The sequence below is a fragment of the Candidatus Sodalis endolongispinus genome, from assembly GCF_018777395.1.
In the GTDB taxonomy this organism is placed as follows: Bacteria; Pseudomonadota; Gammaproteobacteria; order Enterobacterales; family Enterobacteriaceae; genus Sodalis_B; species Sodalis_B endolongispinus.
This window is the reverse complement of sequence record NZ_JAFJYC010000001.1, coordinates 1,780,965-1,803,364: the sequence shown is the minus strand read 5'-3', so window position 1 is coordinate 1,803,364 and position 22,400 is coordinate 1,780,965. Positions and strand designations below refer to the sequence as shown.

Sequence of the window (22,400 nt, the reverse complement as noted above, 5' to 3'; positions counted from 1 at the left end):
GGGGCAACGGGAGCAGCGTGACATGTTCGGCCGGTTGGCTGCCGCCGAGGAGCGTCTGACCTCCCTTGCCCATTTCCGCCAGGAGTGTGAGCAACTTAATCAAGAGCTGCGGGCGCAGCGAGAAATCAACAGCAGCCAGGGGGCGGAACTGCGCGAAGTCGCTATTCGTCTGGAGGAAACCCGCCTGGCGGCGTAATAGAAGCAGCGCCTGTTAATAAACAGCGAGCAACGGTTGTCGGCGCAGTTTGAAAATCTGGCTAACCGCATCTTTGAGCACAGCGGGCGCAAGGTGGATGAGCAAAACCGACAAAGCCTTGACCGGCTGCTGATGCCGCTGCGCGAACAACTGGAGGGCTTTCGCCGCCAGGTGCAGGACAGTTTTGGCCAAGAGGCGCGCGAACGCCACACGCTGGCCCATGAAATCCGCAATTTGCAGCAGCTCAATGCGCAGATGACCCAGGAGGCCGTCAATCTGACCCGCGCGCTCAAGGGCGATAACAAAGCGCAGGGTAATTGGGGCGAAGTGGTGCTTAGCAGGGTCCTGGAAGCGTCAGGGCTGCGTGAAGGCCATGAATTTGACACCCAGATCAGCATCTAACAAAGCGATGGCCGGCGGCTGCAGCCCGATGTGGTGGTGCGTCTGCCGCAGGGTAAAGATGTGGTCATTGACGCGAAAATGTCGCTGGTGGCGTATGAACGCTATTTTAACAGCGATGATGACGCTGAACGCCAGTTGGCACTCACCGAGCATGTCAATTCGCTGCGCGCCCATATGAAAGTGCTGGGCCGTAAAGATTATCAGCAATTTCCGGGATTACGCTCGCTGGATTATGTGCTGATGTTTGTGCCGATAGAGCCGGCCTTTATGGTGTCGATTAGCCGGCAGCCGGAGCTGATAAGCGAGGCGCTGGCGCACAATATTATGTTGGTCAGTCCCACCACGCTGTTGGTTGCGCTACGCACGATAAATAATCTGTGGCGCTACGAGCATCAAAGCCGCAATGCCCAGCATATCGCCGATCGCGCGGCGCGCCTGTATGATAAATTGCGGCTGTTTGTTGATGATATTAATGCTATCGGCCAAAGTCTTGATAAAGCGCAAGCCAGCTATCGGCTGGCGAAGAATAAATTGTCCGACGGGCGTGGTAATATTATCGGCCAGGCGGAGGGGTTCCGCGCCTTGGGCGTGGAAATAAAACGCCCCATCGCTTTTGCGCCGGGCGCCCATGTTCCTTTTGCCGATCGCCCTGGCGAGGCGGCGGCGGTGACCGACCTGCAGAACGCGGGCGCGCCTCAGAAGGCGGGTGCGTGCGACTCCCCGACGGATGGTGCACAGGACGGGTCTGGCCCGTCACGGCAGACGCGTGCGGAATGCCCGCTACGGGAGTAACGCGCCGCGGTGGGGCTTTCAGCACGCATCTGTTACACTTCTCTGAAACTGATTGAGCAGGACGACGAACATGGCAGATGACGATAAGCGTGAAACCACCCACTTCGGGTATCGCACCGTAGCGAAGGATCAGAAAGCGTTAATGGTGGCGGATGTCTTTCACTCCGTTGCGGCAAAATACGATCTGATGAATGACCTGATGTCCTTCGGTATTCACCGCATCTGGAAACGTTTCGCTATCCAATGTAGCGGCGTGCGTCGCGGGCAAAAAGTTCTGGATCTGGCGGGTGGTACTGGCGATCTGACCGCCAAATTTTCACGTCTGGTGGGTGACGACGGGGAGGTGGTGCTGGCGGATATCAACGACTCCATGCTGAAAGTGGGGCGTGAGAAGCTGCGTAATCGCGGTATTTTGGGCAATGTCAGCTACGTACAGGCCAATGCTGAAGCGCTGCCGTTTCCAGACAATACCTTCGATTGTATTACCATTTCGTTTGGCCTGCGCAACGTGACCGAAAAAGAGCAGGCGTTGAAGTCGATGTACCGAGTGCTGAAACCCGGCGGACGACTGCTGATCCTCGAATTTTCCACCCCGCGCTTCAAGCCGCTGAATAAAGCTTACGATCTCTACTCATTCCACGTTCTGCCGCGCATTGGCGAAATGGTGGCCCGTGATGCCGGTAGCTATCGCTATCTGGCGGAGTCCATCCGCATGCATCCGGATCAGGAAACGCTGAAGTCGATGATGCTGGATGCCGGGTTCGACAGCGCCGAATATTTCAATATGACCGGTGGCATCGTGGCTTTGCACCGCGGTTATAAATTCTGATCGGGATATGACATGTTGTTGATGCCGTTGATAAGCGCAACGCTGGAAGTCGTGCTTGAACGCCTGCTATATCAGGATCGCGCCATGTCCGCCGCCCGTCAGCGCCTGAAAGGTAAAGTTTTGCGGTTTGAATTGGCCGAATGGGAGACGCCGGTTATTCTGGTATTCGGCGAGTGTCAGGTGGATGTGCTCAACGCCTGGGATGATACTGCGGATTGCACGGTGCGTACCCGTCTCGCCACATTGCCGGCGCTGCGGGAACGTCAGCAGTTGACGCAGATGATTAAGCAGGGCTTCCTCGACGTAGAAGGCGATCTCCAGTGCCTGCAGCAATTCGCCGCGCTGCTGGATATGGCTGAATTTGATGGGGCAGAACTGCTGGCGCCCTGGCTAGGCGATATCGCCGCTGAAAGCGTCAGTCGAACGGTTGCGCGCCGGCTGACGCGTACGCTGCGGTTGTTGCGCACCGGCCAGGGCCGGGTGACCCAGTCAATAACCGATGAATGGCGTCTGGCGCCCTCGGCGCTGGAGCAGGCGTGGTTTTGCGACGAAGTGGATGAGGTCACCAGGGCTGGCGAGGATCTGGCGGCCCGCCTGGAAAAATGGGAGGCCAGCAGATGATATTCGGTGAGATCCGCCGCCTCTATCTGATTATTCGCGTCATGCTCAGCTATGGACTGGATGAGCTTATCCCGAAAACGCGGTTGACGCTACCGCTGCGGCTGGGACGCAATTTGCTATTCTGGATGCCGAACAACCACGCGCAGCGCATGCTGGGCGAACGTTTACGCCTGGCGCTTCAGGAATTGGGACCGGTATGGATCAAGTTCGGCCAGATGCTTTCGACCCGCCGTGATTTGTTTCCGCCGGCCATTGCCGACCAGTTGGCGATGCTGCAAGATCGGGTGCAGCCCTTTGACGGCGCCCTGGCACGCGTCCATATCGAACGTTCGATGGGGCAGCCACTTGAAATCTGGTTCGATGATTTTCAGCAGGAGCCGCTGGCTTCAGCCTCCATTGCGCAGGTCCATACCGCCCGGCTGAAAAACGGCAAAGAGGTGGTCATCAAGGTGATCCGCCCGGATATCTTGCCGATGATCAAAGCTGATATGCAGCTGATGTACCGGCTGGCCAGCTGGGTGCCGCATTTATTGCCGGACGGACGACGTCTGCGGCCGGTCGAGGTTGTGCTGGAATATGAAAAGACACTGCTTGATGAGCTTAATTTGCTGCGTGAAGCGGCCAATGCCATTCAGCTCCGACGTAATTTCGACGGTAGCCCGATGCTGTATATCCCGGAGGTCTACCCGGATTACTGTAGCGAAACCATGATGGTGATGGAGCGCATCTATGGCGTACCGGTCAATGATGTCGCCGCGCTGGAGAAGCAAGGCACCAACATGAAGCTGCTGGCGGAACGCGGGGTACAGGTCTTTTTTACCCAGGTTTTCCGGGATAGTTTTTTTCACGGCGATATGCACCCTGGCAACATTTTTGTCAGTTTTGAACATCCTGAGAATCCGCAGTATATCGGAATCGACTGTGGTATTGTCGTGTCGCTGAATAAAGAAGATAAGCGCTATCTGGCGGAAAATTTTATCGCCTTTTTCAATCGCGATTACCGTAAGGTAGCGGAGTTGCACGTGGACTCCGGCTGGGTGCCCCCGGATACCAATGTTGAGGATTTCGAGTTCGCTATTCGCACCGTCTGCGAGCCTATTTTTGAAAAACCGCTGGCGGAAATTTCTTTTGGCCACGTATTGTTGAATCTCTTTAACACCGCGCGGCGGTTTAATATGGAAGTGCAACCGCAACTGGTGTTGTTGCAGAAAACGCTACTGTATATTGAAGGCGTCGGGCGCCAGCTTTATCCTCAGCTGGATTTATGGAAAACGGCCAAGCCTTTTCTGGAAGACTGGATCAAAGATCAGGTGGGTCTGCCGGCCATTCTGCGTGCATTAAAGGAAAAGGCGCCCTATTGGGCGGAAAAATTGCCCGAGTTGCCCGAACTTGTTTACGACGGTTTCAAGCAGCATCGCTTATTGCAGAAAAGCGTCGATCGCCTGTCGGTAGAGATGCGGGTAAATCACGTACGGCAGAGCCAATCCCGTTTTCTGTTCGGCATTGGCGCCACGCTGCTGCTGAGCGGCACGTTTTTAATGACGCAAAGCGCTGACGAGGGATCCATGCCGGCCTGGCTAATGGCCGCCGGTATCGTCAGCTGGATTATCGGCTGGAGACGCACCGCGTAGACGACGCTGAAATTATAACCCGGGTTTTACCCCCCTTTTGAGAGGCAAAGTTATGGGCGGTATCAGCATTACACAGTTATTAATCATTGCGGCCATTGTGGTGTTGTTATTCGGTACCAAAAAGCTGCGTGGTCTGGGATCGGATTTGGGCGCCTCAATCAAAGGATTTAAAAAATCCATGGGCGAAGATGACAACAAAACGTCGACATCGGCGGATAAATCCTCTCAGGACGCCGACTTTACCGCGCCGCCCATTGAGCCGAAAGCCAACCCGGCACGTCCAGATGAAGCCAAAAATAAAGATAAAGAGCAGGTATAAGCCGTGTTCGATATTGGATTTGGTGAGCTGATGTTGGTGTTCGTTATCGGACTGGTGGTGCTGGGTCCTGAACGCTTGCCGGTTGCGGTCAGGACGGTGGCTGGGTGGATCCGGGCAATACGATCCATGGCTTCGACGGTGCAGAACGAATTAACGCAGGAGCTTAAGCTGCAGGACAGCCTGAAAAAAGTCGAAGAGGCCAGTAAAAACAATCTGTCGCCGGAACTGAAAGCGTCAATGGAGGAGCTGCGTGAAGCGGCGGAATCCATGAAGAAAGAATTCAAAGGTATCAACAGCGCCACACTGGAACCGGCTGAGCCGCATACTATCCATAACCCGTTAGTCACCGATCCAGAGGCGTTGCATGATGGCGTGACACCGGCGGAGGGCGATCGTCAGGCAGAAGCGCCGCCAATGGCGCCAAGCGTCGCGGCCTCTGCGGCGGCCGAATCAGTTGTAGACCCGACTGCTCAGACCGCGGCCTACGAAACCGTCCAGCCGGCCGCCAGACCCTCCACGCCGGCGGATCCAGTTGCTGACCCGACTGCCCAGACCGCGGCCTCCGAAACCGTCCAGCCGGTCGCCGCTGGGGCTAATGCCTCTCCGACCTCGCCGGGCGCGATGGCCTCCGCGTCGGTTGATTCGGTCGCCAACCCGGCCACCCCGGCTTCGGCACCCGCCGCGCCGGCACAAGAAGAATCCGGCAGGGAGGCAACCGCCACGCGGCCGGCTTCGTCCACTTCTCCACTGAATAATGATCGCTAATCCATGGCCGTTGATGATACCCAACCCCTGATCAGTCACTTAATCGAACTGCGCAAGCGGTTACTTTACTGCATACTCAGCGTGCTGGTGGTCTTTCTGGCGCTGATATATTTCGCTAACGATATTTATCAGCTGATATCCGCACCGCTTATAAAACAGCTACCGGCGGGCGCCAGCATGATCGCGACGGATGTCGCGTCGCCGTTCTTTACGCCAATCAAGCTGACTATCATCGTCTCGGTATTTGTCTCCGCGCCGCTGCTGCTCTATCAAGTGTGGGCGTTCGTTGCTCCCGCGCTGTACAAACATGAACTCCGGCTGATGATGCCGCTGTTGTTCTCCAGCACCCTGCTATTTTACGCCGGTATGGCATTCGCCTATTTTGTCGTCTTCCCGCTGTCCTTCAGTTTCTTCGCGCATACCGCCCCGCGCGGCGTGCTTATCGCGACCGATATTAATAACTATCTCGATTTCGTCATGGCATTATTTATGGCATTTGGGGTGTCTTTTGAAGTGCCGGTAGCTATCGTCCTGCTGTGCTGGAGCGGCGTGGTGACGCCGGATGATCTGTGCAAGAAGCGGCCCTATGTGCTCGTCGGCGCTTTTGTCGTTGGTATGTTGCTGACGCCGCCGGACGTGTTTTCTCAGACGCTATTGGCGATACCCATGTACCTGCTGTTTGAAATCGGCGTTTTCTTCGCCCGCTTCTATGTGGGTAAAGGGCGCAAAGGCGATGAGGAAGAGGACGATCCCGAAGAAGATTAGCCTGAGTAACGCCGTTACCTGCGCTGCAGCGCTGTCGGTCAGGACGAGGGCGGCTGGGGCTGTAAGTGGTTGCAGTGGTCAGGTTTTCCGGCGTTGTACACCGTGCGCGGCAAGCGATGTCTCGGCCGCGCCAAAACGGGCTACTGCATTTTCTGAAACAGGCGATTATCCAGACTTTGATAAACCTGTTTATTCAACAGATTCAGCAACAGCATTGAGCGCGCTTCACCGTCGGGTTCGGTATAAATAGCCTGCAGCCCTTCAAACACCCCGGCGGTGATCACGACCTTATCGCCGGATAAAGGTGTCTCGGGGTCGGTCACGTTGTCAAAACGATGGTCGCGCAGACTCTCAATGACCTCCGCAGGGATAATTACCGGCAGACTGACGAAGCGGACGAAGTGGCTTACGCCGCGGGTCGCGCTGATGGTGGTTGTATGGATCGTTTCTGGATCAAACTCGATAAAAAGATAGTTTGGAAACAGCGGCTCTCAGCTTTCTGTGCGCTTGCCCCGGATAATTTTCTCCAGAGTGACCATCGGCGTCAAACAGGCTACGACATGCCGTTCAAGATGTTCTTTAGCACGCAATAATTGTCCACGTTTACAATACAATAAATACCAAGCTTCCATAGTAACAATTTACCTATCTCATCGAAGTCTCAGCATAGCAAAAGCCATAACATATATATAGCACCGGACGCCGCCGCTGTCGGGCCGTCAGGGCGGCTTATTTTACCGATCTTTGACAAAAGACCAGCAAGGCTGATAAACAGATCTTATAATGCAGTATAAATAACGTTCCCGATGAAGCTATGAAATACCGTGACTTGCGCGACTTCCTTGCCCTGCTGGAGCAGCGGGGGGAATTAAAACGAATCAGCTTGCCCATTGATCCCTATCTGGAAATGACGGAAATCGCCGACCGTACGCTGCGCGCCGGCGGTCCGGCGCTGCTGTTTGAAAACCCGAAAGGGTACACCATGCCGGTGCTGTGCAATTTGTTCGGCACCCCTGACCGGGTGGCGCTTGGCATGGGGCAGGAGAGTGTTAACGCTTTGCGAGATGTGGGCAAACTGCTGGCGTTTCTAAAAGAGCCGGAGCCGCCCAAGGGCTTTCGCGACCTGCTGGACAAAGTTCCCCAATTTCGTCAGGTGCTGCATATGCCGACCAAACGGCTGAACTCTGCGCCTTGCCAGGAACAAATCTGGCAGGGGGAGGATGTGGATCTCGGCCGTATTCCGGTCATGCACTGTTGGCCCGGCGACGCCGCACCGCTCATCACCTGGGGGATTACGGTAACCCGCGGGCCGCACAATGAACGGCAAAACCTCGGTATCTACCGCCAGCAAGTGCTGGGCAAAAATAAGGTTATCATGCGCTGGCTTTCTCACCGCGGCGGCGCGCTGGATTTCCAGGAATGGACGCAGCAAAATCCTGGTCAACGCTTCCCGGTCGCGGTCGCTCTTGGCGCCGATCCGGCGACGATCCTGGCCGCGGTAACGCCGGTGCCCGATGCACTTTCCGAATACGCTTTCGCAGGCCTGCTACGCGGCAACAAAACCGAAGTGGTCAAGTGCGTTTCCTGCGATTTAGAAGTGCCGGCCAGCGCCGAGATCGTATTGGAAGGTTATCTGGAGGCGGGCGAAACGGCGACGGAAGGGCCCTATGGCGATCATACCGGCTATTACAACGAAACAGACCGCTTTCCGGTCTTTACCATTACCCATATCACCCAGCGGCGCGATGCGCTGTACCACTCAACCTATACCGGTCGTCCCCCCGATGAACCCGCGGTGATGGGCGAAGCGCTCAATGAAGTCTTCGTGCCTATTTTGCAGAAGCAATTTCCAGAAATCGTGGATTTCTATTTGCCGCCGGAAGGGTGCTCCTACCGCCTGGCGGTGGTGACTATCAAAAAACAATATGCCGGTCACGCCAAGCGGGTGATGATGGGCGTCTGGTCTTTCCTCCGTCAATTCATATATACCAAATTTGTTATCGTATGCGATGATGATATTGATGCACGTAATTGGAAAGACGTGATTTGGGCGATGACCACCCGAATGGATCCGGCACGCGATACTGTTTTGATGGAAAATACGCCGATAGACTATCTGGATTTCGCTTCGCCGGTTTCCGGGTTGGGATCGAAAATGGGCATGGACGCGACAAATAAATGGCCGGGAGAAACGCAGCGTGAATGGGGCACACCGATCGAAATGGATCGGACGGTACGCGAGCGCGTTGACGCTATTTGGGACCAACTGGCTATCCTGAAAAATGATCACGCGTCGTAATGTAATGTGCGCGGCGCCTGTGGCAAATTGCTTAATGACCCGACAGAGGGACTGCATGACAACATTGACCTGTAAGGTCTCTTCCGTGGATGCCATCACTGATACCGTTTACCGCGTACGGCTGGCTCCGGAAGCGGCTTTTCACTTCCGCGCCGGTCAGTACCTGATGGTGGTAATGGACGAACGTGATAAACGGCCTTTTTCCCTGGCGTCGACGCCCATGGAAACCACGTTTATCGAGCTGCATATCGGTGCTTCCGAACTCAATTTGTATGCGATGGCCGTCATGGATCGTATCCTGAAGGAGAGGGAAATCACCGTCGAAGTTCCGCAGGGCGAAGCCTGGCTACGTGATGATACCGACCGGCCTATCGTGCTGATCGCCGGTGGCACCGGCTTCTCTTACGCGCGCTCGATTTTATTAACGGTGCTGGCGCGCCAGCCAGAGCGAAAAGTGGCGATATACTGGGGGGGGCGCGAGCGGGATCATCTGTATGATTTAGGCGAGCTGGAATCGCTTACCCTGCAGCATCCGCAATTGTCTGTGGTGCCAGTGGTGGAACAGCCGGATGAGCACTGGCAGGGCCGTTCCGGCATCGTGCTGATGGCGGTGATGCAGGACTATGGATCTCTGGAACACTACGATATCTATATTGCGGGGCGCTTTGAAATGGCAAAAATTGCCCGGGAACGCTTCTGCGCCGAGCGCAGCGCCGTGGTCGAACGCATTTTTGGTGACGCTTTCGCTTTTATCTAAGCCGGGTTTACCGTATCAACGCCGCGACACGCGCGGCGGCCGGCGCTGTTCCAGGCGGAGCGCTATGGTAATATGGGTCAATTACGTTCCGCATAGGGTTTGAACATGGAATCGCTTTCTTCGCTTTACCAGGATCACCTCGCTACACTCCAACAGCGAACCCGGGAAATATTACAGCGCCAGCGGCTGGAGGGATTACTGATCCATGCCGGCGAGCCAATTGGCCGCTTTCTCGATGATCATGACTACCCGTTTAAAGTCAATCCACAGTTTAAAGCCTGGTTGCCGGTTACCGGCGTGCAGCACTGCTGGCTGTGGGTCGATGGGGTTAACAAGCCGAAACTCTGGTATTACCTGCCGGTAGATTATTGGTACCTCGTGGAACCGTTGCCGGACAGTTTTTGGACGCCGTATGTGGATATCGTGCCGTTCGCCGATCCAGACGAGATTGACGCGCTGTTACTGCCGCGCGATAACGTGGCCTATCTGGGATCGGCGCCGCAGCGGGCCTCCCGGCTGGGAATTGAACGTGAATACATCAACCCGCAGCCGGTACTGGATTATCTGCATTTCCATCGCGCCTACAAAACCGACTATGAGCTTGCCTGCATGCGCGAGGCGCAAAAATCAGCGGTAAACGGTCATCGGGCGGCGAAAGAGGCCTTCTTGTCCGGCATGTGCGAATTCGATATCAATATCGCCTATCTCAGCGCGTGCGGCCACCGCGATACCGATGTGCCTTATGATAGTATTATCTCCCTGAATGAACATGCGGCGGTGTTGCATTACACCCGCCTAGATCAGCGCACACCGGAACACGTACTGAGTTTCCTGATCGATGCCGGCACCGAATATAACGGTTACGCCGCCGACCTGACCCGTACCTATGCGACGCACAAAGACAGCGATTTCGCAGCGCTTATCGCGGCGATGAATAGTGAGCAGCAGGCGCTTATCGCCACCATCGAAACCGGTATCAACTACATCGACTATCATCTGCAGATGTACGGCAGAATCGCCAAGCTCTTAAAGCAGTTTGATATCGTCAGTGGCTTGAGTGAGGATGCGATGGTGACGGAGGGCGTAACCGTGCCGTTCCTGCCTCACGGGTTAGGTCATCCGCTGGGGTTGCAAGTGCACGATGTCGCCGGTTTTATGCAAGATGATAGCGGCACTTCTCTGGCGCCGCCGTCTCGCTATCCTCATTTGCGCTGCACGCGCGTGCTGCAGCCGAGGATGGTGTTGACTGTCGAGCCCGGTCTTTATTTTATCGAGTCGTTGCTGGCCCCTTGGCGCGCCGGCGCCTTCGGCCGTCATTTCAACTGGTCGCGTATTGAAAGCTTTAAGCCTTACGGCGGTATCCGCATTGAGGACAATATCGTTATTCGTGACAATCACATCGAAAATATGACGCGCGCGCTGAAATTGGCATGACGACGTCATGGTTTGCACCGGCGGCAGAAGTCCCGCTGACGGCGGAAATAAAAAAAAGCCGTTTTATCACGTTACTGTCCCCCACTCAGGGAACCGACGCCGCCAAAGCCTATATTCTGCACTGTCGCCAGCAGAATCCGGCGGCCGCGCATCACTGCTGGGCGTATATCGCCGGTCCGCCCGCGGACTCCCGCCTGCGTGGGTTCTCCGATGATGGAGAGCCCTCGGGCACCGCCGGCAAGCCAGCTGGATGGAAGCGGTCTCGGGGAAATCACTGCGGTAGTGGTGCGTTATTATGGTGGAATCCACCTGGGTACCGGTGGACTGGTCAAAGCCTACGGTGGCGGGGTTCAGCAGGCGCTGAAACGGGTTTCTCGGCTAGCGCGTATTCCGCGCCGGCGTTTCGTGCTGCGCTGCCATTATCCGCAGTTAGCCTGGGTCGAGGCCGCGATACAGCAGGCTGAAGGGCTAATCGTTGCAGGGGAATATCAGGAATCGATTATACTCACCCTCGAGATACCTCTGCATCGCATTGCGGTGGCCAATGATAAACTGCGCGATCTCAGCCGCGGCGCATTGCAATTAACGCCTGTTTCACAATAATGCCTTCCCCCTGAATTGTGTAATCATTAAGGATAGTGCAGACATGCATTTTCGCACCATAACCCGCATCGTGGGCCTGCTTGTCATCTTGTTCTCGGTGACTATGATTATTCCCGGCCTGGTGGCCTTGATCTATCGGGATGGTGCCGGCAGCGCTTTCGCGCAAACATTTTTTTGCGCACAGGCTATTGGACTTTTGCTGTGGTTTCCGAACCGTCGTCAAAAAAGCGAATTAAAATCTCGCGAAGGATTTCTCATTGTGGTGCTGTTTTGGACCGTTTTGGGTAGTGTGGGTGCGTTGCCGTTTTTATTTGCCGAACATCCCAATTTGTCGGTCACCGATGCGTTCTTTGAATCCTTTTCAGGGCTGACTACCACCGGCGCCACCGCGCTGGTGGGACTGGATACCTTTCCTCACGCCATTTTGTTTTACCGACAGATGTTACAGTGGTTTGGCGGCATGGGGATCATTGTGCTGGCGGTGGCGATTCTGCCAATTCTCGGCGTTGGCGGCATGCAGCTGTACCGCGCGGAAATGCCCGGTCCGCTGAAAGACAACAAAATGCGCCCGCGTATCGCTGAAACCGCCAAGACCTTATGGCTCATCTATGTGGCGCTGACCATTGCCTGCGCTCTGGCGCTGTGGGGCGCGGGTATGTCGGCGTTCGATGCGATAAGCCACAGTTTTTCCACCATTGCCATCGGCGGTTTTTCCACCCACGACGCGAGTATCGGTTATTATCACAGTCCGCTAATCAATACGATTGTCGCCGTATTTTTACTGATATCCGGTTGCAACTACGGTCTCCATTTTGCCGCTCTTAACGGCCACAATCTGAAAGTCTACTGGCGAGATCCCGAATTTCGCATGTTTATTTCGGTACAGTTAACGCTGGTGGTGATCTGTATTTTGATTCTTTGGCGTTACGACGTTTACGCTAACAGCCTGCAAACGCTTAATCAGGCGTTTTTTCAAGTGGTTTCCATGGCGACCACCGCCGGGTTTACCACCGACAGCATCGCCCAATGGCCGTTGTTTTTGCCGATATTACTCCTTTGTTCAGCGTTTATCGGCGGCTGCGCCGGTTCCACAGGGGGCGGATTAAAGGTGATCCGCATTTTGCTGCTCTATTTGCAGGGTTCGCGTGAACTGAAACGCTTAGTGCATCCAAACGCGGTTTACACCATCAAACTGGGTAACCGGGCGCTGCCTGAGCGGATTCTGGAAGCAGTTTGGGGGTTTTTTTCCGCTTATGCGCTAGTGTTTATCCTCAGTATGCTGGCGGTAGTCGCCACCGGCGTCGATAACTTTTCCGCCTTCGCGGCGGTGGCGGCAACGCTGAACAACCTCGGGCCCGGCCTGGGTGTCGTGGCCGATAACTTTACCTCCATGAATGCGGTGGCCAAGTGGATACTCATCCTGACCATGCTGTTTGGCCGTCTGGAGGTATTCACCTTATTGGTCCTGTTTACGCCAACCTTTTGGCGTGAGTGATACAAGGTTTACCATGAAAACGTTGATTCTCTATTTGAGCCATGATGGCCAAACGCACAAAATTGCGCGCGCGATTGCGGCCCATTTGACCGATTGCTGCGAATGTGATGTGGTCGATCTGCGCCTCGCACAGGATCTCGATCTGCAGCGTTATAAGCGGGTGGTAGTGGGCGCGTCGATTCGCTATGGCCGTTTTGCCGCGGATCTTGACCGCTTTATCGCGCAGCAGCTCGATTGGCTGTACAGTATTCCCAACGCGTTTTATGCCGTCAATTTGACGGCGCGCAAACCCGATAAGCGCACCCCGGCCACCAATGCCTATACCCGGAAATTTTTGGCGAAAACGCCCTGGCGTCCCGATCTTTGCGCCGTATTTGCGGGTGCGTTGTGTTATCCGCGCTATCGCTGGTTTGATCGGGTAATGATCCAGATGATCATGCGCATGACCGGCGGTGAAACCGATCGCACCAAAGAAGTGGAATATACCGATTGGCAGCAAGTTTCTGCCTTTGCCGGCGATTTAGCGCAATTATCCGCCAAACAGGCGCCGCAGCGCTCCTGAACGGGGCTTTTTGCTGAAAAAAAACCAATTAAAACTATTTTAGTTATTTATTCTTGTCAACGGCGGTGAAGGCCCTATAATGCGCCTCTGCTGACCGGGAACAGTCGCTGCGGCGCACCGGCTCAGCCAGAGGCAGGCAGCCCGCTACGGGAGAATAAAAGCTTGACTCTGTAAGAGGAAGGCGTAATATACGCCGCCCGCGCCGGTCGAGAAAACAGCCTCCCGGCACTGCTCTTTAACAATTTATCAGACAATCTGTGTGGGCACTCACAAGACGATATCGATACACGAAATATCGAGTCTTGAAGAGTGAACAACGAATATTCTTATGAATACCGGTTTTAATTCTTTGAGCATCAAGCTTTTAATTGAAGAGTTTGATCATGGCTCAGATTGAACGCTGGCGGCAGGCCTAACACATGCAAGTCGAGCGGCAGCGGGAAGAAGCTTGCTTCTTTGCCGGCGAGCGGCGGACGGGTGAGTAATGTCTGGGGATCTGCCCGATGGCGGGGGATAACTACTGGAAACGGTAGCTAATACCGCATAACGTCGCAAGACCAAAGTGGGGGACCTTCGGGCCTCACACCATCGGATGAACCCAGATGGGATTAGCTAGTAGGTGGGGTAATGGCTCACCTAGGCGACGATCCCTAGCTGGTCTGAGAGGATGACCAGCCACACTGGAACTGAGACACGGTCCAGACTCCTACGGGAGGCAGCAGTGGGGAATATTGCACAATGGGGGAACCCTGATGCAGCCATGCCGCGTGTGTGAAGAAGGCCTTCGGGTTGTAAAGCACTTTCAGCGGGGAGGAAGGCGGTGGCGTTAATAGCGCTATCGATTGACGTTACCCGCAGAAGAAGCACCGGCTAACTCCGTGCCAGCAGCCGCGGTAATACGGAGGGTGCAAGCGTTAATCGGAATTACTGGGCGTAAAGCGTACGCAGGCGGTCTGTTAAGTCAGATGTGAAATCCCCGGGCTTAACCTGTGAACTGCATTTGAAACTGGCAGGCTAGAGTCTCGTAGAGGGGGGTAGAATTCCAGGTGTAGCGGTGAAATGCGTAGAGATCTGGAGGAATACCGGTGGCGAAGGCGGCCCCCTGGACGAAGACTGACGCTCAGGTACGAAAGCGTGGGGAGCAAACAGGATTAGATACCCTGGTAGTCTACGCTGTAAACGATGTCGATTTGAAGGTTGTGGCCTTGAGCCGTGGCTTTCGGAGCTAACGCGTTAAATCGACCGCCTGGGGAGTACGGCCGCAAGGTTAAAACTCAAATGAATTGACGGGGGCCCGCACAAGCGGTGGAGCATGTGGTTTAATTCGATGCAACGCGAAGAACCTTACCTACTCTTGACATCCAGAGAACTAAGCAGAGATGCTTTGGTGCCTTCGGGAACTCTGAGACAGGTGCTGCATGGCTGTCGTCAGCTCGTGTTGTGAAATGTTGGGTTAAGTCCCGCAACGAGCGCAACCCTTATCCTTTGTTGCCAGCGATTCGGTCGGGAACTCAAAGGAGACTGCCGGTGATAAACCGGAGGAAGGTGGGGATGACGTCAAGTCATCATGGCCCTTACGAGTAGGGCTACACACGTGCTACAATGGCGCATACAAAGAGAAGCGATCTCGCGAGAGTCAGCGGACCTCATAAAGTGCGTCGTAGTCCGGATTGGAGTCTGCAACTCGACTCCATGAAGTCGGAATCGCTAGTAATCGTGGATCAGAATGCCACGGTGAATACGTTCCCGGGCCTTGTACACACCGCCCGTCACACCATGGGAGTGGGTTGCAAAAGAAGTAGGTAGCTTAACCTTCGGGAGGGCGCTTACCACTTTGTGATTCATGACTGGGGTGAAGTCGTAACAAGGTAACAGTAGGGGAACCTGCGGTTGGATCACCTCCTTATCAAAACGATACGTTAAGTGACGTGTCCACACAGATTGTCTGATAACTGTCACGAGCAAAGCAGCCCGTCGGCGGCTTTTTCCTGTTCGCCTGGCGAACGGGGGTAAAGCTATCGGCGGCTGGGCGACGACGTTAACGGCGCTTTTGCGGTCAGGGTTACCTGACTTAAAGCGGTCTCTGCCGCGTAAAAGTCATGCGATACGTTGCCCGCGTTTTCGTGTCCCCTTCGTCTAGTGGCCTAGGACACTGCCCTTTCACGGCGGTAACAGGGGTTCGAACCCCCTAGGGGACGCCACTTTGCTTTTTATTTCAGAGCGCGTTTATCAAGCGAGCTGCGAAATACCGCTCTTTAACAATCCGGAACAAGCTGAAAATTTGAAACACATGCTGAAGTGCAAACTCAGTATGCGAGTCTCTCAAACGAAGTAAGCAAACCTGAGATAACGCGTAAGCGTTATCACTGTAGCGCGACAGGCACTGTTGTCTCCGCGCGGTCTTCGCAGACTACGCCGGGTCTCGCCTGTATGGCGATACTCGAGCGAGACGGCGCGAACGGCTGAAAGCCCAGGCGCACGGCACGCAGGCACCGCGGTGGACTGTATGTCCATGAGGATGCCGAGTACCGCGCAACGCCGGATTTCGGTCGTGCAGCCTGTCGGACAAGGTGCAGACAGCTCAGGGTTGTGAGGTTAAGTGACTAAGCGTACACGGTGGATGCCTAGGCAGTCAGAGGCGATGAAGGACGTGCTAATCTGCGAAAAGCGCCGGTGAGCTGATATGAAGCGTTATCAGCCGGCGATGTCCGAATGGGGAAACCCGGTGCAATTCGTTGCATCATCGTTAAGTGAATCCATAGCTTAACGAGGCGAACCAGGGGAACTGAAACATCTCAGTACCCTGAGGAAAAGAAATCAACCGAGATTCCCCAGTAGCGGCGAGCGAACGGGGAACAGCCCAGAGCCATCATCAGCTTGCGCATCAGGAGAACGGTCTGGAAAGTCCGGCGACAGAGGGTGATAGCCCCGTATCCGAAGGTGCGCTTGTTGTGAGCTCGATGAGTAGGGCGGGACACGTGATATCCTGTCTGAAGATGGGGGGACCATCCTCCAAGGCTAAATACTCCTGACTGACCGATAGTGAACCAGTACCGTGAGGGAAAGGCGAAAAGAACCCCGGCGAGGGGAGTGAAATAGAACCTGAAACCGTGTACGTACAAGCAGTGGGAGCATCCTTTGGGGTGTGACTGCGTACCTTTTGTATAATGGGTCAGCGACTTATATTCTGTAGCAAGGTTAACCGTATAGGGGAGCCGCAGGGAAACCGAGTCTTAACTGGGCGTCTAGTTGCAGGGTATAGACCCGAAACCCGGTGATCTAGCCATGGGCAGGTTGAAGGTTGGGTAACACTAACTGGAGGACCGAACCGACTAATGTTGAAAAATTAGCGGATGACTTGTGGCTGGGGGTGAAAGGCCAATCAAACCGGGAGATAGCTGGTTCTCCCCGAAAGCTATTTAGGTAGCGCCTCGTGAAGTCATCTACGGGGGTAGAGCACTGTTTCGGCTAGGGGTCCATCCCGGATTACCAACCCGATGCAAACTGCAAATACCGTAGAATGTTATCACGGGAGACACACGGCGGGTGCTAACGTCCGTCGTGAAGAGGGAAACAACCCAGACCGCCAGCTAAGGTCCCAAATTCATGGTTAAGTGGGAAACGATGTGGGAAGGCCCAGACAGCCAGGATGTTGGCTTAGAAGCAGCCATCATTTAAAGAAAGCGTAATAGCTCACTGGTCGAGTCGGCCTGCGCGGAAGATGTAACGGGGCTAAACCATGCACCGAAGCTGCGGCAGCGGACGTATCACTTAAAACGCTTCACGCGACGGCGAGCCGGCGCGTGCAAGCCACATTCCCGTTGAGTCGGCGACAGCCGGACACGGGCCAGGCGTTTTAAGGATACGTCCGTTGGGTAGGGGAGCGTTCTGTAAGCCTGCGAAGGTGGCCTGTGATGGCTGCTGGAGGTATCAGAAGTGCGAATGCTGACATAAGTAACGATAAAGCGGGTGAAAAGCCCGCTCGCCGGAAGACCAAGGGTTCCTGTTCAACGTTAATCGGAGCAGGGTGAGTCGACCCCTAAGGCAAGGCCGAAAGGCGTAGTCGATGGGAAACAGGTTAATATTCCTGTACTGGGTGTGACTGCGAAGGGGGGACGGAGAAAGCTAGGTTCGCCGGGCGACGGTTGTCCCGGTTCAAGCGTGCAGGTGGAAAGAGCAGGCAAATCCGCTCTTTCATAACACTGAGGCGTAATGACGAGCCACCACGGTGGTGAAGGAATTGATGCTACGCTTCCAGGAAAAGCCTCTAAGCTCCAGGTCACATCGAATCGTACCCCAAACCGACACAGGTGGTCAGGTAGAGAATACCAGGCGCTTGAGAGAACTCGGGTGAAGGAACTAGGCAAAATGGTGCCGTAACTTCGGGAGAAGGCACGCTGTCACGTAGGTAGGGCCTTGCGCCCCGAGCTGAAGCCAGTCGCAGATACCAGCTGGCTGCAACTGTTTATTAAAAACACAGCACTGTGCAAACACGAAAGTGGACGTATACGGTGTGACGCCTGCCCGGTGCCGGAAGGTTAATTGATGGGGTTATCCGTAAGGAGAAGCTCTTGATCGAAGCCCCGGTAAACGGCGGCCGTAACTATAACGGTCCTAAGGTAGCGAAATTCCTTGTCGGGTAAGTTCCGACCTGCACGAATGGCGTAATGATGGCCAGGCTGTCTCCACCCGAGACTCAGTGAAATTGAACTCGCCGTGAAGATGCGGTGTACCCGCGGCAAGACGGAAAGACCCCGTGAACCTTTACTATAGCTTGACACTGAACATTGAGCCTTGATGTGTAGGATAGGTGGGAGGCTTTGAAGTGTGGACGCCAGTCTGCATGGAGCCAACCTTGAAATACCACCCTTTAATGTTTGATGTTCTCACTCAGGCCCGTTATCCGGGCCGAGGACAGTGTCTGGTGGGTAGTTTGACTGGGGCGGTCTCCTCCCAAAGTGTAACGGAGGAGCACGAAGGTTAGCTAATCACGGTCGGACATCGTGAGGTTAGTGCAAAGGCATAAGCTAGCTTGACTGCGAGAGTGACGGCTCGAGCAGGTGCGAAAGCAGGTCTTAGTGATCCGGTGGTTCTGCATGGAAGGGCCATCGCTCAACGGATAAAAGGTACTCCGGGGATAACAGGCTGATACCGCCCAAGAGTTCATATCGACGGCGGTGTTTGGCACCTCGATGTCGGCTCATCACATCCTGGGGCTGAAGTAGGTCCCAAGGGTATGGCTGTTCGCCATTTAAAGTGGTACGCGAGCTGGGTTTAGAACGTCGTGAGACAGTTCGGTCCCTATCTGCCGTGGGCGCTGGAAGATTGAGAGGGGCTGCTCCTAGTACGAGAGGACCGGAGTGGACGCACCACTGGTGTTCGGGTTGTCATGCCAATGGCATTGCCCGGTAGCTACGTGCGGAAAAGATAACCGCTGAAAGCATCTAAGTGGGAAACTTGCCTCGAGATGAGTCTTCCCTGAGGCCTTGAGCCTCCTGAAGGGACGTTGAAGACGATGACGTTGATAGGTCGGGTGTGTAAGCGCTGCGAGACGTTGAGCTAACCGATACTAATGACCCGTGAGACTTAACCTTACAACACCTGAGCTGTTTGAGAGCGTGTGCGAGACGAGAGCGAAAGCGAACGTTGACGTCAAAAACGCAAGAGACGAGACGATATCAGCGATGTTCCGGATAATGCCCGACGGTCACGCAAGTGATGGTCGGGCGGCAAGAGCAGTCTGTGCGGCGGGAGCGGCACGGAGAGAGAATTTGCCTGGCGGCACTAGCGCGGTGGTCCCACCTGACCCCATGCAGAACTCAGAAGTGAAACGCCGTAGCGCCGATGGTAGTGTGGGGTCTCCCCATGCGAGAGTAGGGAGCTGCCAGGCATCCAATACGTCGCACCGGGTCAGCACGGGGTGACAAGCAGGTTCAACGAGCCCTCTGCGTCAGCAGGGGGCTTTTTGTTTTTGTGGGCCACGGCGGGCCGGCGCCGCAACAGGCAGTGCGCCACAGGCATAGCCAATGGGTAGGCGTCGACTGTCGCACGGGGTCAGGTAGCGCTGCTTTAAGGTCGTTCTGGATCAGCGTGAGATCGAAGGGTCCGTATAAAGTGTTTCGGATGGTTAACGTGCCGTGGTTTAGAGTATCACTGACCTTTTTGCCTGCAAAAATAGTGGTAGGAAAAGATCATTAACGGTACAGCTATATATGTCATACGACCGGTTGCCTAAAGAACGTGTTTTGCGAGATATAATGGTCGCCATGCGATAGAGCGCTACGATCTTTTCATCGCCTATCTCTTTAACAATAACAGATATTGATGCTATCAAAGTCTACCGATGCAATATATTTAGACGGTAAAGCGATTTATTTGCATGTTAAAAAAATACTTTTTTCTCAATAGATGAAATTTTCCGCGCGTTCATAGCACCGAGAATGGGCGTTGCCGCCGCATAACGTTAATTCCAGCGAAACGGAGAATGAAAATGGCTATTTACCGCTCCTCGACTTATGCCACAACGGACAAAGCCTTTAACGATTTACTGACATTTGTTGCGCTTATGGCTTCCTAAACTCGTTATAAATAATGTGACTAATCAACAGATAGCTGCAACACCATAAGAACGTGAAGATAATATGTTGGAGATTATTTGGTTTTATGTTACAAAAAAATAGGGATGGCTTTCCTCGTGTTTGCTGCTTGCCTAGTCGAAATACCAGGAGATAAAAATGAAAAAGGCATGGTTTGTCTTAGCGGTGATTCTTTCTCTTAGCGCCTGCTCGGGTGGAATGACGGGAGGAGAAGACAAATTCAGTACCTCCTATGTCGAGTCGCATATCGTTAAAGGGAAAACAACACAAAGTCAGGTGCAGAGTTTGTATGGCGTACCTGATGACAATCAAAAATCTTCCGGTGGCGTCACTTGGGTCTATTACAAAAACGGTAATTTGAATGATGCCTCTAGCCTGACAAACTATATCCCTGGAGCGAGTGCGATTTCCAGTGCATTAGGGATGGCGAGTATGGCAGATTCAGCATCTTCTCAGGCGAATAAAGTTTCCGGGAAAATGAGTGGCAATACTGAAATCCGTGGTAAACGTTTATACGTCACCTTTGATAACAACAATACGGTGGACTACTGGAGCCTTAACTGATTGTTCTGCTCATAAAATATGATTCCGGCCGGTTTAAACCGGCCGGGTATCGCCATTAGCCCGTCTGGCTATCGCGGTGCTGTCTCGCTGGCGGCAGTAGACCTCCTCCCCCGTGATTAGCGCCATATATTTCCATACCCGGTTCTGTGTAACCTTATCATGTTAAAAATATCTCTGAAACGCTAAAGGCCAAAAAGCCCAATCGTGCATGCCGTGAAGTGTTCGATAACGGCGTGATGCTTGAGAAAATGCAGTCGGTTCAGGGCTTAATCTGCGCGGTGAAATCAGCGACGCCTAAGATCGGCCGTAACCGTAACCGTGACGTCGGCATCGACACTATTCTTGACTGAAGCATGGGCTGTGGCGACTTTTCCTTGCCGTTACGCGGAAAGTTTGTAAAGACGGGATGTCAGTAACAGCACCGAGGGCAGGCAACAGCGGCAATAGCAATTAACAGCGCAAACGGCAATCAACAGGACAGAGAGCAGAATATAGGTACCGTCGGGCTGCCAGGTCAAATTCCTCTTCGGACCTGTGCGGCGCGTCTCTTGCCGGCCAGGCCGCTTTTCGGCCTCGGTGAAGACCGCGATAGTTTTCCTCCGGGCATGGCAGTGGCCTTATGCACCTGCCGCACAAGCTGCGATGGATCTCAAGCGCGCAAGGCGGGCGGGCCACCCTGCCAGATGAGATCGCGCTAATGCATTTTCCAGGATAAGATGAAACATCTTCAACTAATGGCTGAGAACTCGACAACCGATAGCAAAACGGCTATCTTCAGGCATCTGGATGTCTAAACGTATGCTTCGAGGATTTAAGGTTATGCCGATTCGGGTATTTGACGAGTTACCTGCAGTGAATTTTCTGCGTAATGAAAATGTCTTTGTGATGACGTCCTCGCGCGCCAGCACGCAGGAAATACGCCCGTTGAAAGTGCTGATCCTCAATCTGATGCCGAAGAAAATCGAAACTGAAAATCAATTCCTGCGTTTATTATCCAATTCGCCGCTGCAGGTGGATATTCAACTGCTGCGCATCGACAGCCGAGAATCCAAAAATACGCCCGCCGAGCATTTGAATAACTTTTACTGTAACTTTGAAGACATTCAACATGATAATTTCGATGGCTTGGTGGTGACCGGTGCACCACTTGGCCTGGTGGATTTTCGTGATGTCGTATTTTGGCCGCAGATTGACCGGGTGCTGCACTGGGCACGCGATCATGTGACGTCTACGCTGTTTGTCTGTTGGGCGGTGCAAGCGGCGCTGAATATCCTTTACGGCATTCCCAAGATGACCCGCCAGCGGAAACTCGCGGGTGTGTATCAGCATCACACGCAGGATAAGCGTCTGGCGTTTGTCACCGGCCATCCCGAATATGATGCGCTGACTTTGGCCAGCGAATATCACCGCGATCGGGAAACCGGTCTAAACCCAATGCTGCCGGTTAATTATTTCCCGCAAGATAACCCCGATCTTACGCCAAAAGCCAGCTGGCGCAGCCATGGCCATTTGCTGTTTGCCAACTGGCTCAACTACTACGTCTATCAGATAACGCCGTTCGATCTACGGCGGATGAATCCGACGCTAGAATAGGCTTTCTTCGGCCTGCGCATTATTATCCTAAGCACAGACGCCGGCATGGATCGAAGCCGCTTTTACCAGGCACTTCACCTGCCGATATTACCGGCTGGCTCGTCCGCCGCTTTTACCGGGTTGCGCATTCGTTGCTTTGACCGGTTGTTGCATCCTTTTCGTCATCCCGCGCCACCG

13 protein-coding genes, 1 tRNA gene, 3 rRNA genes and 3 pseudogenes are annotated in these 22,400 nt (G+C 54.2%); 19 read left to right on the top strand and 1 reads right to left on the bottom strand.

Annotation, left to right across the window (positions count from 1 at the left end; all coding sequences use genetic code 11):
* Positions 1-31 precede the first annotated feature (31 nt).
* From rmuC to tatC, 7 genes and pseudogenes are all read left to right on the top strand, one after another.
* Positions 32-1,390: pseudogene (gene rmuC, locus JZM24_RS08685) on the top strand (DNA recombination protein RmuC); the annotation flags it as partial.
* A gap of 70 nt (positions 1,391-1,460) precedes the next feature.
* Positions 1,461-2,219, top strand: a complete 759-nt coding sequence (gene ubiE, locus JZM24_RS08680) for a bifunctional demethylmenaquinone methyltransferase/2-methoxy-6-polyprenyl-1,4-benzoquinol methylase UbiE (RefSeq protein ID WP_215669353.1) — start codon at positions 1,461-1,463, stop codon at positions 2,217-2,219.
* A gap of 12 nt (positions 2,220-2,231) precedes the next feature.
* Positions 2,232-2,840: a ubiquinone biosynthesis protein UbiJ gene (gene ubiJ, locus JZM24_RS08675; protein ID WP_215669352.1), complete on the top strand. Its 609-nt coding sequence runs from the start codon at positions 2,232-2,234 to the stop codon at positions 2,838-2,840.
* Positions 2,837-4,471, top strand: a complete 1,635-nt coding sequence (gene ubiB / locus JZM24_RS08670) for a ubiquinone biosynthesis regulatory protein kinase UbiB (protein WP_215669351.1) — start codon at positions 2,837-2,839, stop codon at positions 4,469-4,471. Before ubiJ ends, ubiB begins: the two co-directional genes overlap by 4 nt.
* A 52-nt stretch (positions 4,472-4,523) precedes the next feature.
* Positions 4,524-4,790 carry a twin-arginine translocase subunit TatE gene (gene tatE / locus JZM24_RS08665; protein ID WP_215669350.1) on the top strand — a complete coding sequence of 89 codons (267 nt, stop codon included), beginning with the start codon at positions 4,524-4,526 and terminating at the stop codon, positions 4,788-4,790.
* Positions 4,791-4,793: 3 nt separating this feature from the next.
* Positions 4,794-5,555: a Sec-independent protein translocase protein TatB gene (gene tatB / locus JZM24_RS19690; RefSeq protein ID WP_215669349.1), complete on the top strand. Its 762-nt coding sequence runs from the start codon at positions 4,794-4,796 to the stop codon at positions 5,553-5,555.
* 3 nt (positions 5,556-5,558) lie between these two features.
* Positions 5,559-6,320, top strand: coding sequence for a Sec-independent protein translocase subunit TatC (tatC, locus tag JZM24_RS08655; RefSeq protein WP_215669348.1), 762 nt, complete (start codon positions 5,559-5,561; stop codon positions 6,318-6,320).
* A 140-nt stretch (positions 6,321-6,460) separates the two neighbouring features.
* Here the strand turns inward: tatC and rfaH are convergent.
* Positions 6,461-6,952, bottom strand: a pseudogene (gene rfaH / locus JZM24_RS08650) (transcription/translation regulatory transformer protein RfaH).
* Positions 6,953-7,134: 182 nt separating this feature from the next.
* Here rfaH and ubiD point away from each other — a divergent pair.
* From ubiD to JZM24_RS08590, 12 genes and pseudogenes are all read left to right on the top strand, one after another.
* Positions 7,135-8,619 carry a 4-hydroxy-3-polyprenylbenzoate decarboxylase gene (gene ubiD, locus JZM24_RS08645; protein WP_215669347.1) on the top strand — a complete coding sequence of 495 codons (1,485 nt, stop codon included), beginning with the start codon at positions 7,135-7,137 and terminating at the stop codon, positions 8,617-8,619.
* A gap of 55 nt (positions 8,620-8,674) precedes the next feature.
* Positions 8,675-9,376, top strand: coding sequence for an NAD(P)H-flavin reductase (fre, locus tag JZM24_RS08640; RefSeq protein WP_215669346.1), 702 nt, complete (start codon positions 8,675-8,677; stop codon positions 9,374-9,376).
* A gap of 105 nt (positions 9,377-9,481) precedes the next feature.
* Positions 9,482-10,810 carry a Xaa-Pro dipeptidase gene (gene pepQ / locus JZM24_RS08635; protein ID WP_215669345.1) on the top strand — a complete coding sequence of 443 codons (1,329 nt, stop codon included), beginning with the start codon at positions 9,482-9,484 and terminating at the stop codon, positions 10,808-10,810.
* Positions 10,807-11,413 (top strand): annotated as a pseudogene (locus JZM24_RS08630) (YigZ family protein). Before pepQ ends, JZM24_RS08630 begins: the two are co-directional and overlap by 4 nt.
* A gap of 43 nt (positions 11,414-11,456) precedes the next feature.
* The gene (gene trkH, locus JZM24_RS08625; protein WP_215669344.1) at positions 11,457-12,908 is read left to right on the top strand and encodes a Trk system potassium transporter TrkH; all 1,452 of its coding nucleotides are present in this window, start codon (positions 11,457-11,459) and stop codon (positions 12,906-12,908) included.
* Positions 12,909-12,921: 13 nt separating this feature from the next.
* Positions 12,922-13,470: a menaquinone-dependent protoporphyrinogen IX dehydrogenase gene (gene hemG / locus JZM24_RS08620; RefSeq protein WP_215669343.1), complete on the top strand. Its 549-nt coding sequence runs from the start codon at positions 12,922-12,924 to the stop codon at positions 13,468-13,470.
* 365 nt (positions 13,471-13,835) lie between these two features.
* Positions 13,836-15,376: ribosomal RNA gene (locus JZM24_RS08615) — 16S ribosomal RNA — on the top strand.
* Between the two features lie 219 nt (positions 15,377-15,595).
* Positions 15,596-15,671 (top strand) — tRNA-Glu (locus JZM24_RS08610).
* Positions 15,672-16,063: 392 nt separating this feature from the next.
* Positions 16,064-19,064, top strand: a 23S ribosomal RNA gene (locus tag JZM24_RS08605).
* Positions 19,065-19,244: 180 nt separating this feature from the next.
* A 5S ribosomal RNA gene (rrf, locus tag JZM24_RS08600) occupies positions 19,245-19,360 on the top strand.
* The 16S, 23S and 5S rRNA genes sit together here with 1 tRNA gene alongside, the layout of an rRNA operon.
* 844 nt (positions 19,361-20,204) lie before the next feature.
* Complete coding sequence (locus JZM24_RS08595) at positions 20,205-20,630, top strand: hypothetical protein (RefSeq protein WP_246579918.1); 426 nt, start codon at positions 20,205-20,207, stop codon at positions 20,628-20,630.
* Between the two features lie 819 nt (positions 20,631-21,449).
* Positions 21,450-22,223 carry a homoserine O-succinyltransferase gene (locus JZM24_RS08590; RefSeq protein ID WP_215669342.1) on the top strand — a complete coding sequence of 258 codons (774 nt, stop codon included), beginning with the start codon at positions 21,450-21,452 and terminating at the stop codon, positions 22,221-22,223.
* The last annotated feature ends 177 nt before the right edge of the window (positions 22,224-22,400 follow it).